The sequence below is a fragment of the Achromobacter xylosoxidans genome, assembly GCF_014490035.1.
In the GTDB taxonomy this organism is placed as follows: domain Bacteria; phylum Pseudomonadota; class Gammaproteobacteria; order Burkholderiales; family Burkholderiaceae_B; genus Achromobacter; species Achromobacter bronchisepticus_A.
This window is the reverse complement of the sequence record NZ_CP061008.1, coordinates 3,541,444-3,558,232: the sequence shown is the minus strand read 5'-3', so window position 1 is coordinate 3,558,232 and position 16,789 is coordinate 3,541,444. Positions and strand designations below refer to the sequence as shown.

Genomic DNA, 16,789 nt, shown 5'->3' with positions numbered 1-16,789 from the left:
CTTCAATCTTTCCATCATCACATGAGCAAAATGAACTATCCGGATCTGGCAGGGAAAATCGCGGTCGTCACGGGCGCCGGGGGCGGTATCGGTCGCGCCATGGCGGCGGCGTTCCGCCAGCAGGGCGCGACCGTGGTCGCCACCGACCTGGACCTTGAGGCGCTGTCGGGCGTGGACGCGGATTGCCGCCAGCTGGACGTCACGCAAGCGCAGGCGGTGCGCGAGCTGGCCGACGCGGTGGCCGCGCGGTACGGCGCGCTGGACGTGTGGGTCAACAATGCCGGCTTCATGGCGCGCATGCCCGCCCTGGACCTGGACGAAGCCGCCTGGCAACGCACCATGGACATCAACCTGAAAGGCACGTTCTTCGGCGCCCAGGCGGCCGCGCGGCACATGATTGCGCAAGGCAGCGGCGCCATCATCAACCTGTCCAGCTATGCCGGCGTCAAGCCGCGCCCGAATTGCGCCGACTACGCGGCGGCCAAGGCCGGCGTGGCCCATCTGACCCAATGCCTGGCGCTGGAGTGGAGCCCCAAGGGGCTGCGCGTCAACGCCATCGCGCCCGGTTTCATTGAAACGCCGATGAGCAGCTGGATGCACGCCGATGCCGCCACCTATGCCGAATACGTCGAGCGGCTGCCGGCGCGGCGCGTGGGCCAGCCGTCCGAGATCGCCGACGCGGCGCTGTACCTGGCCTCGCAGGCATCCGCCTATGTCACCGGCCACGTGCTGATGGTCGACGGCGGAGTCTCCAAGACATGAGCGACGGCAAAGATCTGGCGTCGTGGTGGAACGGCAAGGCGGCCGTGGTGACGGGCGCGGCCAGAGGGCAGGGCGCGGCCGAGGCGTTGCGCTTGCTGCAGGCCGGCGCGACCGTCTACGCGCTGGACGTCTTGCCCGAAGGCGACGCGACCTGGACGGACTTGCGCGCGGCGGCGGGCGCGGATGCCGAACGGCTGCGCATCCGGGTGGCGGACGTGGCCCGCGAGTCCGATTGGCTGGCGTTGGCGGACGAGATTTCGCAGGGGGGCGTGCCGCTCTACGGCCTGGTCAACAACGCCGGCGTGACCCTGCGCAAGACCGTGACCGAGACCACGCACGCGGAATGGCGGCGGCTGCTGGACATCAATCTGGACGGGCCGTTCCTCGCTATCCGCAACCTGGCCGCGCTGATGCCGCAGGGCGCGGCCATCGTCAATACATCTTCGACGGCCGGACTCACCGGCTACTTCAGCGCGGCCTACACCGCCAGCAAGTGGGCCTTGCGCGGCCTGACGCGGGCGGCGTCGCTGGAACTGGCCGGGCGCGGCATACGCGTCAACACGGTATGTCCGGGTTTGGTGGAAACACCCATGATCATGCAGCCCAATGCCGTGCATGACGCAGGCCGGGCGCGCCTGTTCTATGAAGGCAACCGCGACGCCACGCCGCTGTCGCGCGGCGCGGATGCCGACGAGATCGCGGCGGCGGTGATGTTCCTGTTGGGACCGGAGGCTTCGTTCATCACCGGCGCGGACCTGCCGGTCGACGGCGGCATGACGGGAGGAGGGGTGTACTGGCGGATCGGCAAGTCCACCGGCAATCTGTAGCGACAGTCCCGGGCCGCGGCCCGGGACTGGCCATTGCGCAAGGGCGCAGGCTTAGTGCTTGTCGCCGTAGATGTTGCCGGCGATGCCGCCGGCGGCGGCGCCGATGGCGGCCCCGGTCCAGCCGCTGCCGCCCGCGATGGCGGCAATGCCCGCGCCGGCGGCCGCGCCGATGGCCGCGCCCGACAGCGTGCCTTGCTGCTTGGAACTCATGTTGGTGCAGGCAACCAGCGACCCCATCATGAGGCCTATGGCAATCGATCGGATGACTTTCATGGCTGACTCCTAGCGGGCGCGCTTGGCGGGAGCGGCGGGGGTGGCCGGCGCCGCGGGCGCGACGATTTCGAACCAGAGCGTTTCGACCACGGGGCGGTCCATCCGGGTCGGATTGGCGGCGTACCAGCTATCCAGCCGTTCGCGCACCGAATCGAGCGTATGACTCTGCAAACCCTTGGCAAAGCGCGGGATCAGCGTCTGGTTGTCGGCCGGCGCGCGGCGCTGCTGATAGGCTTGCTCCACTTGGATGAGGTTCGCCATGCCCAGCAGGTAGGCCTTCTTCAGATTTGTGTCGGACTCCGTCCATTGCTTCCCGGTGACGATGGGCGCTGGATCGGAAGGCGCCGCCGTCACCGGCGCGGCGACCAGCAACGACAGCGCGAGCGCTACAGGACCTAACAGGTGTTTCACTTTCATCGCATCGCTCCTTGGAGGAACAAAAGACAGAAAAACAACCCAGTGACGCCATACGCGCCGCGCGCTTGCAAGGGCCGGGCGGCGGGCGACAACAATCAATGTAGGCTCGAAAGCAGGCCGGCGCAAGAGGCGCGGCGGACCGGTTCAGATTCCCAGATAGGCTTGCCGAACCTTGGGATCGGACAGCAGCGATTGCGCCGGACCGGAAAGCGCGATGCGGCCGGTTTCCATGACATAGCCGCGGTCGGCACCCGTCAGCGCCAGGTGGATGTCCTGCTCCACCAGCAGCACCGTGACGCCTTCCTGGCGTATGCCGGCCAACACCTCCATCAACTGCTCGACCACCACCGGCGCCAGGCCCAGGCTCATTTCGTCGATCATCATCAGCGCGGGCGCGGCCATCAGCGCGCGCGCCATGGCGCACATCTGCTGTTCGCCGCCGGACATGCTGCCGGCGAGCTGGCGGCGGCGCTCGGATAGCCGCGGAAAGTAGCCGTAGACGCGGTCCAGGTCGCGCGCGACGGCCGCCTTGCCGCGGCGGCGGTAGGCGCCCATGAGCAGGTTGTCCTGCACGGTCATGCGGTCGAACAGCTGGCGTCCCTCGGGCACCTGCACCATGCCGCTGGCGAAGGCCTCGTCCGGCGTGGCGCGCGACAGCTGGCGGCCGTCCATCACGATGCTGCCGGTGCAGGGCAGCACCCGCGACAGCGCCCGCAGCAGGGTGGTCTTGCCCGCGCCATTGCTGCCCACCAGCGCCACGATCTCGGCGCGGCGGACCTCGAGCGCAATGTCCTGCAGCACCGGTAGTTCGCCATAGCCGGCGCTCAGCCCTTCCACCTTCAGCAGCGGGGCGGCGGCGTCGTTCATGCGCGCCTCTTGCCCAGATAGGCCTGCACCACCTCGGGGTCGGCCAGCACCTCGTCGGGCGCGCCGTCCGCGATCTTTTCGCCGTGATGCAGCACCAGCAGCCGGTCCGACAGGCTCTTGATCGCCTTGATGACGTGTTCGATCACCAGCACGCTGATGCCGCTGGCGCGGACCTTGCGGATGACCTCGATGACCTCGTCGATCTCCACCAGGTTGAGCCCGGCCATGACTTCATCGCACAGCAGCACCTTGGGCTGCATGGCCAGCGCCTTGGCCAGTTCCAGCCGCTTGCGGCCCGGCCCGCCCAGCTCGTCGGCGCGCTGTCCGGCCGCGCGGCCCAGGCCGACGAAATCCAGGCAGGCACGCGCCTGCTCGCGCGCCAGCGCCAGCTTGGGCTGGCCGCCGCCATGCCCGAACAAGGCGCCCACCGCCACATTGTCCAGCACCGACAGGCCGGGGAAGGGCCGCATGATCTGGAAGGTGCGGCCTATGCCCAGGCGGGCGCGCCTGTACGCCGGCAATGCGTCTATCGGCTTGTCCTGGAACAGGATCTCGCCCGCGGTCGGCGCAAGCGTGCCGCTGATCAGGCTGACCAGCGTGGTCTTGCCGGCGCCGTTGGGACCGATCAGGCCGAGGATCTCGCCCTCGGCCAGCGTGAAGCTGACCTGGTTCACGGCCACCAGCCCGGCAAAGCTTCGGGTCACGTTGCGCACGTCCAGGATCGGGTTCATAGCCGGTGCGCCCGTATGTTGTCGGCGAAATAGCGCCAGCCCGACTTGCGCGCGCGCCGCAGCAGGTCGGCCAGACCGCGCGGCATCAGCACTACCGCCGCGACGATTACCGCGCCGTAGAACAGCCCCGCCACGCTGGTGATCTCGCTGGACAGCAGTTCCGATATGGCCGACAGCGAGAACGCGCCCACCACCGGGCCGAGCACGGTGCCCGCGCCGCCGAACACGGCCATGATGATCATCTTCACGTTCAGGCTGATGTCGAAGGCGCTTTCAGGATCGAGGAAGGTTATCCAGTAGGCATGGATGCCGCCGGCCAGGGCGCTGAACACCCCCGAGATGGCAAACGCCGTCACCTTGTACAGCGTCGTGTTCACGCCCATGACGGCCGCGCCTTCCTCGTTTTCGCGAATCGCGATTAGGCCGAAGCCGAAGCGGCTGCGCGTGAGCCAGGCGACGGTAAGCGTGGCCAGCGTCAGCAGGCCCAGGGCCAGTTCGTAGAACAGCGGGTCGTTGTTCAGCGGCGGCAGCACCAGTCCGATGTTCTGCCCGGCCAGCCCGATGTTGGAGACGATGGCCGTCATGACCTGCGCCAGCGCCAGGGTGGCGATGGCGAAGTAATGGCCGCGCAGCCTCAGCACCGGCATGCCCAGCAGCACCGCGAAGACCAGGGCCAGCACGACGCCCAGCGCCAGCCCCGCGGCGAATGGCAGTTCCCACTGCGCCATGGCGATGGCCACGCCGTAGCTGCCCAATCCATAGAAGACAGAATTGCCGAAGGACGCATAGCCGGCGTATCCGCCGATGATGTTCCAGCCCTGGGCCAGCACCGCCAGCAACAGCGTGTTGATGCCGAACTGCACCAGCACGTCGGAGCCATACCAGGGCACGCCTGCCAGCACGGCCAGCGCCATCAATGCCAGCAGTACGCGCGGCGTCTTCATGCCGCTCTGCCCAACAGGCCGCTGGGCTTGACCAGCAGCACCAGCACCAGGATGCCGAAGCTGGCCACATCGGCGTAGGTCGGTCCCACGTACAGCGTGGTCAGCGATTCGACGATGCCCAGGAACAGGCCGCCCACCATCACGCCCAGCGGATTGTCCAGTCCGCCGATGATGGAAATGGCGAAGCACTTCGCGGTCAGCGTGGCGCCGATGTACGGATTGATCTGCGAGACCGTGCCGTACAGGCCGCCGGCCGCGCCTGCCAACGCCAGGCCCAGGCCGAACGTCACCGCGTACAGGTGGCGCGGCTCCACGCCATAGAGCCTGGCGGCGACCAGATTCTGCGCGGTGGCGCGGATCGCGCGGCCCAGGCGGCTGTGCAGCAGGAACAGCCACATGCCCAGCGTGATGGCCAGCGCCACACCAAAGGCGGCCAGCCGCGCCATGGGCAGCGTGACGGGACCCAGCGCATAGCTGTCGCCGGCATAAGGCGGGTTGATGGTGCGGAAGTCGGCCGAGAACGCCAGCTGCGCCAGATAGGTCAGCACGACCTCCAGACCGAAGGTGATGAGCAGGGTGTTGAACATGGGCGCGCGCACCACCAGATTGAGCAACCCGCGCTGCAAGGCGTAGCCCAGCAGGAACATCGCCGCCGCCGTCAAGGGCAGGCCCAGGAAGGGATCGACGCCCGCGTCGTTGTACAGATACCAGGACGCGTACGCGCCCAGCATGATGAACGCGCCGTGCGCCAGGTTGACGATGTTCAGCACCCCCCAGACCAGCGCCAGGCCTTGCGCCATCACGGCATACAGCCCGCCGAGCAGTATGCCGTTGACGAGGATTTGCGCGAGCAGATCCATCGTGTCCTCCCGCCGGTCCTAGCGCGCGTTCCAGGCTGGCATCGGATACTTGGGCTGCGTGATGAAGCCCTTGGCGCCGTAGATCTCGGCCAAGCGGTCATCCTGCACCTGGATCACCACCTGAGGCAGGTCGATCTGCCCCTGGGCGTTGAAGGCGACCGGGCCGTACAGGCTGTCGAACCTGATCTTGGCCAAGGCGTCGCGCACCTTTTGCGGATTGGCGCTGCCGGCGCTTTCCATGGCGTAGACCAGCGCTTCGACGTCGGCCACGCCGGACGCCGCGTGATAGTCCGGGTCATAGCCGAACTTGGCCTTGTAGGCGCGGGCGAACTGCTCCGCGTCGCCGAACCAGCGGTCCTTCAAGGCCGCCGAAGGCAGCCATGCCGTCATGCCAAAGGCGTAATCCGCGTCGCGGCCCAGCGCCTTGCGGAAATCCTCCGACGGCACGCCCACGGTGAAGGAATACATCTTGGGCGCGACGGCCAGGCTCTTGGCCTGGCGCACGAAATTCAGGATCTCGGTTTCGTGTCCGGCCACCAGCACCGCATCCACGTTCTTGCTCTTGATCTGCGACAGCAGCGAGTTGAAGTCGGTGGCGTTGGTGCTGTAGCGCTCGTCCATGGCGATGGGCAGGCCCGCGGATTTCAGCAACGGGCGGGTGCCCTCGGCCACCGAGACGTCGAAGGCGTCATCCGCATACAGCAAGGCCACGCTGGCCGGCGCGGGCTTGAGCATCTTCAGCATTTCCACGGTGCTGCCGAAGTAGTTGCTGGCCGGCGCCAGCGTGCCGAAGATGTACTTGAATTTGCGCGAGAAAATCTGATCCGAGGCGCCGCCGCCCTGGACCATGGGCACCTTGTACTTTTCCGACACCGCCGAGTCGGCCAGCGCGAAATTGCTGGCGAAGGGACCCAGCAACAGATTGGCCTTGTCCTGCGTGACGAGTTGCGTGTACTGCCGCACGCTCAGATTGACGTCCGACTGGTTGTCGTAGATCTTGAGCGCCAGCTTGCGCGTTTCGCCGCCGATCTTCACGCCGCCGGCGGCGTTGATCTGGTCCACCGCCATCTGGTAGGCATCGCGGTAGTAGCGGCCGGTGTTGGCGACGGGGCCGGTCAGTTGCACGGACGCGCCCAGCAGGACATCGGGCGCCGGCGCCGCTGCCGCGGCGGCGCTGTACAAGGCCAGCGCCAGGACGGGCAGGGCGAGCAATAGTCTCCGAGACATGATGATGTCTCCTGCAAGTTCCTATGCGGTCCATTTTCTGCCCATGCGTTTACGTCTACCTGAACCTCGGCAGGGGTCGGCGCTGGTTACATATTCTGACTAAGCTGATCAAATGAAACAGCGTTCCACCGCAAGCCGATTTGGTTGTACATATGGCAAGGGCCTGGAGCGGCCCTGACTGTCGCATTGGGCGGCATGACCCTCGATGCCCGACAGGCAGATAGAAGACAAATAAACCCGAGGAGGAGTCAATGCGTATGTTCAATCGCAGGGCCGCGGCATTCCTGGCGAGCGGGCTCATGGCAGTGCTGGCAGGCTGCGCATCGCCCGGAGGCAAAAAAGAAACCGTCGATATGAAGGGGCTGTCCCAGCCCGTGGAGATCGTGCGCGACCGCCACGGGGTGTCCCACATCTACGCGCAGAACCAGGACGACCTGTTCTTCGCCCAAGGCTTCAACGCGGCGCGCGACCGCCTCTGGCAGCTCGACCTCTGGCGCCGCCAGGGCGAGGGCAAGATGGCCGAACAGTTCGGCCCGCGCTTTGTCGAGCAGGACCGCGCCGCGCGCCTGTTCCTGTACCGCGGCGATATGCAGGCCGAATTCGCCAGCTACCATCCGCAGGGCAAGGCGATCCTCACGTCCTTCGCGGCGGGCATCAATGCCTATATTGATTGGGTCAAGGCCAATCCCGAACAGATGCCGCCGGAATTCAAGCTGACCGGCACCGAACCCGGCTATTGGAGCCCCGAGACCTCGCTCATCCGCATCTATGGCCTGACCCGCAACCTCAGCGAAGAGGTGCGGATGGCGCAACGCGTCGCGGCGCTGGGCCTGAACGCCGTGCAGGGACTCAGCACCTTCGAGCCGCCCCTGGCGCTGCAGGTGCCCGCCGGACTGGACGTGCGCGACGTCGACAGCAAGGTCCTGGGGGACTACAACCTGGCGCGCAACGGCCAGAAATTCGTCGCCGCCGACTTCCCGCGCAGCCCGCTCGCGGCCGCGGAGCGCGAAAAACTCGCGCAGGAATTGTCCGCCAACCTGCTGGCGTCGCTGGATCCTGCGTTCGACCCCATGGCGACCCGCTACGAGAGCAACAACTGGACCATAGCCGGGCAGCATACGGCCAGCGGCAAGCCCATCCTCGCGGGCGATCCGCACCGGTCCATCACCATGCCATCGCTGCGCTACATGGTGCACCTGAACGCGCCGGGCTGGAACGTGATCGGCGCCGGTGAACCGGCGCTGCCGGGCGTGTCCATGGGCCACAACGACCGCATCGCTTTCGGACTGACGATCTTCGCCTTCGGCGACGAGGAAGACCTGTACGTCTACGACACCAACCCCGCCAAACCGGATGAGTATCGCTACAACGGCCGCTGGGAAAAGATGCGGCAGGTGGACGAGTCGATCCCCGTGCGCGGGCAGTCCGCCGCGGTGCGCCAGCTGAAGTTCACCCGCCACGGCCCGGTGATTTACGTGGATCCGGTGAAGCGCAAGGCCTATGCCTTGCGGGCGGCCTACCTGGAATTCCCCGGAACCGCGGCCTATCTTGCCAGCCTGCGGCTGAACCAGGCGCAGAACTGGAACGAGTTCGTCGCCGGCATGGAGAAGCACTACACCCCCAGCGAGAACATGGTGTACGCCGACGTCGACGGCAACATCGGCTGGTTTGGCGGCAGCATCGCGCCGATACGCCCGCGCGCGGATTGGTCCGGGATGCTGCCGGTGCCGGGCAATGGCGAGTTCGAATGGCGCGGCGTGCTGCCCGGCAGCGCGCTGCCCCGCGCCTACAACCCGCCCGAAGGCTATATCGCCACCGCCAACGAATACAACCTGCCGGCCGATTACCGCTATAAGGACATGTCGGCCCGCACCTGGGCCGAACCGTACCGCGTGCAGCGCATACGCGAGGTGCTGGCCGACAGCAAGGGGCAGACGGTGCAGAGTTCGCAGGCGCTGCAGTACGACAACCTGTCCATTCCGGCGCGCACGCTGACGGGCTACGCGAAGTCGTTGAATTCGGCCGATCCCGCGACGTCGCAGGCCTTGAGCATGCTGAAGGACTGGGATGCGCGCGTGGGAACGGAATCGCGCGCGGCGACCGTCTACGAGTTCTGGCTGCCCGAGGTCGTCAAGCGCGTGACTGAACTCTACGTGCCGGCCAACGGCCGCGCCGCCTTCGGCAATCTGTCCACCGCGAAAACGCTGGAGAAGCTGGCCACGCCGGACAGCGCCTTCGGCGCGCAGCCGCAGCAGGGCCGCGACGCGCTGCTGCTGCAGGCGCTGAACGAGGGCCTGCAGAAACTGCGCGCCAAGCTGGGACCGGATTCCTCGCAATGGCAGTGGGGCAAGCTGCACCACATCCAGTTCGAGCACAGCCTGGCCGGCCTGTTGCCCGAGGCCACTGCCAATGCCTACGGCACGCCGCGCTATCCGGTCAGCGGCGACAACGACACCGTGCACCGCGCCACGTTCCGCACCAGCGACTTCCGCCAGACCAGCGGCGCGTCGTACCGCCAGGTGATCGACGTGGCCGACTGGGACAACTCGCGCATGCAGAACGTGCCGGGACAATCCGCCGACCCGCGCAGCCCGTACTACCAGAACCTGCTCAAGGACTGGGCTACCGGCGAGTACTTCCCCATGGCGTTCAGCCGCGCCAAGGTGGATAGCGAGAAGGCCGGCACCCTGAATCTGCGGCCGGCTCAGCGCTGATTCAGGCCAGGCGTCCCGTGGAGCGCCGTTCGATCAGCGTGGCCTGGGTGATCGAACGGCGTGCAAACGCAGGCAGGCGAGAGTTATGCAACCTGAACTTTCCGCCTGCGGTCGCGCATGGGTGCGGCAGGCATGCCTTGCGCGGCTGAATTGACAAGGGTGCTTACCGACGGTTGCGGGCGCGGCGGGCCTGGCGCAGTTAAGGTTTCGGGGTCGTACGGAATTCCCGATCCAGGAGACTGAGGCCTCATGCATTCCACGCAATCCTACAAGACCGTTGTTCCGCGCCAGCCTGCGAGCCGCTCGCCGATGGGCTGGTTGCAGGAGCGCACGCAGTTCGTCCGGGCGCTGCTGTCCAATCCCGCGGCCATAGGCGCGGTGGCGCCATCCGGCCCGGCGTTGGCCGCGGCCATTACCGCTTGCATTCCGCCCGGCGCGGGCAAAGTCCTGGAACTGGGCTGCGGCACGGGCGTCTTCACCCGCGAAATGCTGCGCCGGGGCGTGGACCCGGCCAATCTGGTGCTGGTCGAACAGGACATGGCCATGAGCAGCAGCTTGCAGGCGCAGTTTCCGGAGGCGGCGGTGCTACGGGTGCCGGCGCAGGATCTCTGCCGCAAGCGCCATCCCGAAATGGATGGGATCGGCGCCGCCATCTGCGGCCTGCCGTTGCGCAATATGAGCCAGGCGCATCACCAGCAACTGCTGGCCGCCGTATTCGACGCGCTGCCGGCAGAGGGCTCGATGGCCCTTTTCACCTATGGGGTGCGCTGTCCGATATCCGCCAGCGTGCTGGAGGCCTGCGGCTTGATGGCCAGCAAGGTCAGGTTTGTGCCGCTGAACCTGCCGCCGGCTTCGGTCTACCGCCTGGTCCGGCAGGCTTAGGTGGCTGGCCTATCCAAACGGGCTAGGGCAGGGTATTGCAAATAACTAATTGACACGAAAAGATCGCTCAACCAACATCGCAGTCATAACTATTGGCGGCCTGGGACACGTGCGTGCGGGGTAAACAGCCACGTCGTAGCAGGCCGGCAGGGTTCTGGAACACCAACGATTCCGGACCCCAACGAGGAGACTGCAATGCGTTCATCCCTGATCGAGAGCGCGGCGCGACGGCGCCTGTTGGCTGGCGGCGCCAGCGCCCTGGCCGCAGCAGGCCTGGGACGCGCGGCATTGGCCGCCGAGCAGAAAGCCGCGCCAGCCGCGGCTGCCGCACCGGCGCCGGCATCTGCCGCCAAGCCGCTGCCGGCTTATGCGGCCTGGAAGCAGCCCGATGCGATGATCGTGCACAGCGCCAACACCATAGAGACGCGGCGCGAGGCATTCGGCAACGGGGTGGTCACCCCGCTGCGCCAACTCTACGTGCGCAACAATCTGCCGCCGCCTGACGAGTCCATCGTCGCCGACCGGGACGCATGGGTCGTCGAAATCGCCGGAGTGGCCAAACCGATGTCGTTGAGCGTGGGGCAATTGAAGACCATGGGCTTGCAGACTTTGGCCATGGTCTTGCAGTGTTCCGGCAACGGCCGCGGCTATTTCCCGAACAAGCCCAGCGGCACGCCCTGGCAGGTCGGCGCGGCCGGTTGCGTGATCTGGAGCGGCTTGCCGGTCAGCGTGCTGGTCGAGCACTGCGGCGGCATGGAGGCGGCGGCCGTGTTCATGACCGGAACCGGCGGCGAGAAGCTGCCTGACGGCCTGGATCCGAACATGGTCATGGTTGAACGTTCCGTGCCCAAGGAAGCGATGCGGGATGCGCTTCTGGCGTGGGAGCTGAACGGCGAGCCGATCCCGCTGGCCCATGGCGGTCCCTTGCGCCTGATCGTGCCGGGCTACACGGGCGTGAACAGCGTCAAATACATCAAGCGACTGGCCTTCACCGAAAAGGAAAGCGCGGCCGCGATCCAGCAGACCGGCTATCGCCTGGCGCCGCCGGGCCAAAAGGGAGACCCCAGCCAGCCCTCGGTCTGGGCCATGGGCGTGAAGTCGTGGATCAATACGCCCAATCCGGCCGCCTCCACCTTGAAGGCCGGGCGCGTCGTGGTGCAAGGCGTGGCTTTTGGCGGCACCAATGGCATCAAGCTGGTCGAGGTTTCGATCGACGGCGGCAAAAACTGGCAGAAAGCGGAACTGGTCGGCCCGGATCTGGGGCGTTATGCGTGGCGCCAGTTCGCATTGCCGGTGGAACTGACGGCCGGCGAACATGTGCTCGTCAGCCGCGCGACCGATACCGAAGGCCGGGTGCAGGAAGAAGAACGTCCGCAGAATTCCGGCGGATACATCAATAGCAGTTGGCGCGATCATGCCGTGGCCGTGGTGGCCAAGGCATGAGGGAAACCGCGCTGGCGTTACCCAGGAAGCGCGCATTTGGCGCCGGATTATTGATCGCTTGCCTGCATGCCGGCGTGTTGGCAGCCGACCCCGACATGGAGGCGGGTCGCGCCTTGTTCGTCGGCGCGACGCCAGCCTGTGCGATATGCCATACCCTGAACGACGCCCAGTCCAGCGGCGCCATCGGCCCCAAGCTCGATGAACTCAAGCCCGATGCGGCGCGCGTGGAGACGGCCATCCGCAACGGCATCGGCCAGATGCCGGCTTATACGAGCTTGTCGGATAAGGAAATCGAGGTGTTGGCGGCGTATGTGGCCAAGGCTACCGGCGCGCAGCAGTGAGCGCGGCGCCGTGCGCCAGTATCTAGCGCGCTGCGCACGCGTCTGGCGCGGGGCGATACTGGAACCGGCAGGCTGAGATGCCTGCGGCCATGAGCGGGGGCCGCGCCGCAGCCGGCGGCTCGGCCTGTTCATGGTTTAGAAATCGATGGATGCCGACAGCAGCACCGACCTGGGCGAGCCCAGGCGCAGATACCCCTCGGATGCCGACGACCAGTAATCCTTGCCGAATACGTTGTTGACCGTGGCGCGCAGCGTGACGGGGTGATCGAAGGCGCGGGTGGCGTAGCGCATGCCCAGGTCCCACCGGGTCCAGCCCGGGATGCGGCGGCTGTTTTCCAGGTTCTGGTACTGCCAACTGGTCGACAGGGCGCGTGCGCTCAAGGTAAGCCCGGGCGCAAACGAGGGATCCCATTCCATGCCGATATTGGCCATCCAACGCGGCACGCCCACGGCGCTGTTGCCATCGGTTTGGGGCTTGGCGGTGCGGATCATCGTCGGCTGGATGTAGGTGACGCCGCCCAACAGGCGCACGCCGCGCGCCAGTTCGCCATAGGCGTTGAATTCCACGCCGCGGTTGCGCTGTTCGCCGCTCATGTCGTAGCGGGTCACGCCGTTATCGACAGTCGTCAGGCCGGAGGGCTGCTTGATCTGGAACAGGCCCAGCGTGGTCGTGAGCGTACCGAAATCGACCTTTACCCCAGCTTCGATCTGCTTGGTCTTGATGGGCGCGAAGATCTCGCCTGCGTTCGAGGCTCCAGCCGGAGCGATGGGGCCCGCTGTCAGGCCTTCTATGTAGTTGGCGTACAGCGAGACATCGGTCCATGGCTTGACCACCAGGCCGAAGGCCGGCGTGACGGCCGATTCGTCGTAGCTGGAAGTCTCCCGGCCGGTGGTGTAGCTGTAGTTCGTCGCCTTCACTGTCTGGTAGCGCAGGCCAGCTGTGAATTGAACCCGGTCATCGGCAAAGGAGAGGGTGTCGGCCAGCGCGACAGTCGGCAGCTTCAGCAGGGAAGTGCGCGGCGGCGAGCTGGATAGGCCGTCGATCGACGGTTTGGGGATGTCGGCAGGATCGTACAGATTGGATGGCGACAGGCCGAAAATGTAGTAGTCGTAATAGCCGGCGCGCTGCTCGAACGTGGAGTAGCTCAGACTGGCTTCGTGCTTCACGGGGCCGGTACTGAAATTGCCGCGCGCGCCCCACACGGTGGAAACGTTCTGCTCGTAGCTGGGCCAATAGTACGGGCGCATCAGCAGCTCGCCGGTTGAGCCGACCACTATCGGGTCGGCGTACAGGTAGCGATTGTTGCTGCGCCGGTAGCCTACGCCGCCGAATACGGTCAAATGCGGGGCCAGGTCGTACTCGGCGTGCAACACGCCATAGTTGTCGCGCGACTTGGCATAGCCCCAGTCAGGGGAGTAGCCCTTGGAAGCATCTGGCGGGCGCGGCACGGGCAGGCTGTCGCCGAAGATCAGCACGCCCGAATCGCCGGGCGCGTCGATGTTGTTGGTCTGGTGGCCGGCGTCCAGCGATACGCGCAGCCGTTCGCCGCGGTAATCCAGGCCGACCACCGCCACGCCGAGCTGGTTGGATTGGTTCTGCACCGCCGTATCGCCGTCGCGGTATGACCCGTTGAAACGGAAGCCGAATTCCTGGTTCTCGCCGAAGCGCCGTCCGATGTCGACCATGCCGCCAAATCGGGAGTCGGACTGATAAGTTGTTGTCAGCCGGGTCAATGGGTCGTCGCCGGCGCGCTTGGGGACGACGTTGATGCCGCCGCCCACGCTGCCACGGGGGCTCATGCCGTTCAGCAGGGCGGTCGGACCCTTGAGCACTTCCACGCGCTCGACGCCATCCAGCGCGATGGTGCGCAGCGGCAGCATGCCGTACAAGCCGTTGAACGATACATCCTGGTTGCGCACCGGAAAACCGCGGATCTGGAATTCGTCGCCGGTTCCGGCGACCGAGCCTTGCCCGTCGTTGACCGTGCGCACCGACGCGTCGTTCGCCAGCACGTCGGCGATGGAGTTGGCCTGCTGATTCTGGATCAGTTCAGCGGTGTAGCTGGCGATATTGAACGGCGTGTCCATCGCATCGCGTTCGCCCAGCAGGCCGACCCGGCCGCCGCGCGCGACCTGGCCGCCGGCGTAGGGTTCGGGCAGTTGGGAGCTTCCCATTACCTGCACCGGCGCCAATGTAGTCACCGCCGGAGTCTGCGCGGCGCCGGTTACCGCGTACCCGCCGCCAGGCGTGGACGCGGCGGACAGGCCGGATCCCAGCAACAGCCGGGACAACGCTTCCCGGACCGTCATGCGGCCGGCCACTGCCGGCGCCTGTTGCGCGGCAATGTGGGCGCCGCCGGCCATGATGGGGGTGCCGGTCTGGCGTGAAAGCATGGTGAGCGCCGTGTTCAGCGACTGCGCAGGCACATCGATGGCATGGAGCTGTTCCGGCGCTGTCTGGGCCTGGTTTACGGCGGGTACGGCGGCCAGCGCCATGGCCATGCCGCCCGACAGCGCCAGGCCCAGCGCGGAACGGCCCAGGAATGGCCGGCAAATACCGGATTGGTGCATTTCAACTCCGTCTATCGAGAAATCCGCCGCCCCGATGGCGGCCTTATCGATACAGAAGACGGATGAGGCGCGAAAATGGAGACACCCAGCCGGGAAAAATCAGCGCAGCCGCAGTACGACATCGCCGTTCGGACGCGATTCCGCGCGTAGCGGGAGTATCGCTTCAAGCAGATTCGCCGCGTTGTCGGCGTCGGCGCTGCGAAAGCGCCCGGTCAGGCGCAGCGCGTTGACCTTCGGATCGGCAGTCCTGAGCGGGCGCTCGCGGAAGGCGTTGATGCCAGGCAGGGCCTCGTCCAGGCGTAGGTTGTCGAACCATAGCCAGCCATTGCGCCAGGCGGCGATGCTGTCAGGATCGATGCGCCGGACGGCATCCACTTTGCCGCTACGCCAGTTGACGGCGGTGTCGGCGTGCAGATCCAGGGCAGGGCCACTGCGCGCCAGGCTGTACCAACGGACATCGGGCAGAGCAGGGCGGAAGCGCACATGGCCTTCTTCCACGGCCACGGAGACTGCACCGCCACGGTCGCTGACGCTGAACACCGTGCCCACGACCTCGACCTCGCCGCCGCGGGTGCGGACGCGGAATGGGCGGCTGGCGTCGGCGGCGACCGTGAACAGCGCTTCGCCCTGGGTCAGTTCCACCAGGCGTTCGTGCCGGTAGAGACTGACCGCGAGGCGCGTGCCCGGACTCAGGTCGATGCGGGTGGCCGGGCCGCCGTCATCGCGTTGATCGGGTACCTGCGCCTGCGATAGTTGGCGAGAGCCGGTTTCGTGGGATGCCTGGTACAGCGGCTGCCGCCGGTACCAGCCCGCGCCGAACAAGGCGGTACAGGCGCCCGCGGCAGTCCAGCCCAGCAGCGCACGGCGAGGCAACTGGCGATCCGAGGCAAGGATGAGGTCCTCCTGGTCGAACTGCGTGCGCATTTCCGGCGCCATGGCGGCAAGCAGTTGCCAGCGCCGGAAGGCTTCGAGGTACGCGGCCTCGTGCTGCGGCGTACGTGCGCGCCAAGCGGTCAGCCGGGAAGCCGCCTGGCGCGCGGCGCGTTCGGTTGCGACTTCAGCAGTAGCGATCAGGCTCAGGGCCTGGTCGATGAGCGCCTCGTCGAGGATCTGCGGCATGATGTCAGTCGCTCGCGCCCGTGACGTGAGCGCTCCCGCGTTCCCGGCCGCCGCGGACTTCAGATTCCAGGTACAGGTTGCGCAACGCGTGCGAACAATCCAGGGTCGCGCGCACCAGATGCTTGGCAACCGCCGCTTCCGTGATACCCAGCTTTGCCGAGATTTCGGCGCGGCTGTAGCCGTAGGCGCGGAACAGCAGAAAGACTTGCATCCGCCGCGCGGGCAGAGACGCCAGCACCGCGGCTACGCGCTCGACCATCTGGCGCTGCGACACGACTTGCTCGGCGGACGGCGCCATCGCTTCGGCTTCCAGCGGTCCATGCAGGGCCTGCCAGTTCTGCGCGACCTTGCGGCGGCGCGCCTCATCGATGCAGAGATTGTGCGCGACGCGGAACAGCAGGCCGCGCAAGGATTCGATCGCGGGGCCGTTCTTTCGTGCCTGGTCCAGACCGTTGGCGTAAACGCGCTCGAAGCTTGCCTGGGCAATGTCGGCGGCGTCGTCCGGGTTCCGCAATTGGTAGTTGAGATGCCGTTGCAGGTCACGGTAATGGCAGAGCAACTCGTCGACGAATCCGCGTACTGTCGTGGTGGCTGCGGGCCGTTGGATGGAACGAATTGGGGAGGATGCGGACATCGGGGCTGGAGAGAAAAAACGGGCTTTGGTCAGGACAGCGCGGTCATGGGCATGTTCAATAATGATTCCCATTATTGTTGCTTGGATCCTGGGCGGCAAGCAATCGTTTACGCGAAGGCTCAATACGCATAATGTGTATTATGTAAAGTAGCAAATCTGGAGAGTAACGGTCCTAAC

Annotated in this window: 16 protein-coding genes; 6 read left to right on the top strand and 10 right to left on the bottom strand. The window is 66.4% G+C overall.

Annotation, left to right across the window (positions count from 1 at the left end; translation table 11 throughout):
* Positions 1-21 precede the first annotated feature (21 nt).
* Positions 22-762 carry an SDR family NAD(P)-dependent oxidoreductase gene (locus IAG39_RS16610; RefSeq protein WP_223283325.1) on the top strand — a complete coding sequence of 247 codons (741 nt, stop codon included), beginning with the start codon at positions 22-24 and terminating at the stop codon, positions 760-762.
* Positions 759-1,589 (top strand): SDR family NAD(P)-dependent oxidoreductase, encoded by an 831-nt coding sequence (locus IAG39_RS16605; protein ID WP_165867796.1) that lies wholly within the window; start codon positions 759-761, stop codon positions 1,587-1,589. Before IAG39_RS16610 ends, IAG39_RS16605 begins: the two co-directional genes overlap by 4 nt.
* 51 nt (positions 1,590-1,640) lie before the next feature.
* Here IAG39_RS16605 and IAG39_RS16600 read toward each other — a convergent pair whose 3' ends face one another.
* From IAG39_RS16600 to IAG39_RS16570, 7 genes are all read right to left on the bottom strand, one after another.
* A complete protein-coding gene (locus tag IAG39_RS16600; protein WP_013393765.1) occupies positions 1,641-1,862 on the bottom strand; it encodes a YMGG-like glycine zipper-containing protein in 222 nt (73 codons plus the stop codon).
* 9 nt (positions 1,863-1,871) lie between these two features.
* Complete coding sequence (locus IAG39_RS16595; protein WP_118933094.1) at positions 1,872-2,279, bottom strand: hypothetical protein; 408 nt, start codon at positions 2,277-2,279, stop codon at positions 1,872-1,874.
* A 144-nt stretch (positions 2,280-2,423) separates the two neighbouring features.
* Positions 2,424-3,146 (bottom strand): ABC transporter ATP-binding protein, encoded by a 723-nt coding sequence (locus IAG39_RS16590; protein ID WP_059379766.1) that lies wholly within the window; start codon positions 3,144-3,146, stop codon positions 2,424-2,426.
* Positions 3,143-3,877, bottom strand: a complete 735-nt coding sequence (locus IAG39_RS16585; RefSeq protein ID WP_118933093.1) for an ABC transporter ATP-binding protein — start codon at positions 3,875-3,877, stop codon at positions 3,143-3,145. Before IAG39_RS16585 ends, IAG39_RS16590 begins: the two co-directional genes overlap by 4 nt.
* Positions 3,874-4,821: a branched-chain amino acid ABC transporter permease gene (locus IAG39_RS16580; protein WP_118933092.1), complete on the bottom strand. Its 948-nt coding sequence runs from the start codon at positions 4,819-4,821 to the stop codon at positions 3,874-3,876. The genes IAG39_RS16585 and IAG39_RS16580 overlap by 4 nt, the downstream gene beginning before the upstream one ends.
* A complete protein-coding gene (locus tag IAG39_RS16575) occupies positions 4,818-5,681 on the bottom strand; it encodes a branched-chain amino acid ABC transporter permease (protein WP_118933091.1) in 864 nt (287 codons plus the stop codon). Before IAG39_RS16575 ends, IAG39_RS16580 begins: the two co-directional genes overlap by 4 nt.
* Positions 5,682-5,699: 18 nt before the next feature.
* Complete coding sequence (locus tag IAG39_RS16570) at positions 5,700-6,908, bottom strand: amino acid ABC transporter substrate-binding protein (RefSeq protein ID WP_118933090.1); 1,209 nt, start codon at positions 6,906-6,908, stop codon at positions 5,700-5,702.
* Between the two features lie 299 nt (positions 6,909-7,207).
* On the opposite strand from IAG39_RS16570, the gene IAG39_RS16565 reads away from it, so the two are divergent.
* From IAG39_RS16565 to IAG39_RS16550, 4 genes are all read left to right on the top strand, one after another.
* Positions 7,208-9,622 carry a penicillin acylase family protein gene (locus IAG39_RS16565; RefSeq protein ID WP_223283313.1) on the top strand — a complete coding sequence of 805 codons (2,415 nt, stop codon included), beginning with the start codon at positions 7,208-7,210 and terminating at the stop codon, positions 9,620-9,622.
* A gap of 249 nt (positions 9,623-9,871) precedes the next feature.
* The gene (locus IAG39_RS16560; RefSeq protein WP_059379772.1) at positions 9,872-10,504 is read left to right on the top strand and encodes a class I SAM-dependent methyltransferase; all 633 of its coding nucleotides are present in this window, start codon (positions 9,872-9,874) and stop codon (positions 10,502-10,504) included.
* A gap of 195 nt (positions 10,505-10,699) precedes the next feature.
* Complete coding sequence (locus IAG39_RS16555) at positions 10,700-11,947, top strand: sulfite oxidase (RefSeq protein ID WP_059379773.1); 1,248 nt, start codon at positions 10,700-10,702, stop codon at positions 11,945-11,947.
* Positions 11,944-12,288: a c-type cytochrome gene (locus IAG39_RS16550; protein ID WP_059379774.1), complete on the top strand. Its 345-nt coding sequence runs from the start codon at positions 11,944-11,946 to the stop codon at positions 12,286-12,288. Before IAG39_RS16555 ends, IAG39_RS16550 begins: the two co-directional genes overlap by 4 nt.
* A 135-nt stretch (positions 12,289-12,423) precedes the next feature.
* Here IAG39_RS16550 and IAG39_RS16545 read toward each other — a convergent pair whose 3' ends face one another.
* The 3 genes from IAG39_RS16545 to IAG39_RS16535 all read right to left on the bottom strand — a co-directional run bounded on the left by IAG39_RS16545 (position 12,424) and on the right by IAG39_RS16535 (position 16,684).
* On the bottom strand, positions 12,424-14,859 hold the full coding sequence (locus IAG39_RS16545) for a TonB-dependent receptor (RefSeq protein ID WP_118933088.1): 2,436 nt from the start codon (positions 14,857-14,859) through the stop codon (positions 12,424-12,426).
* A 99-nt stretch (positions 14,860-14,958) separates the two neighbouring features.
* Positions 14,959-15,978 carry a FecR family protein gene (locus IAG39_RS16540; RefSeq protein ID WP_118933087.1) on the bottom strand — a complete coding sequence of 340 codons (1,020 nt, stop codon included), beginning with the start codon at positions 15,976-15,978 and terminating at the stop codon, positions 14,959-14,961.
* 4 nt (positions 15,979-15,982) lie between these two features.
* Positions 15,983-16,684 carry an RNA polymerase sigma factor gene (locus IAG39_RS16535; RefSeq protein WP_223283308.1) on the bottom strand — a complete coding sequence of 234 codons (702 nt, stop codon included), beginning with the start codon at positions 16,682-16,684 and terminating at the stop codon, positions 15,983-15,985.
* Positions 16,685-16,789 lie beyond the last annotated feature (105 nt).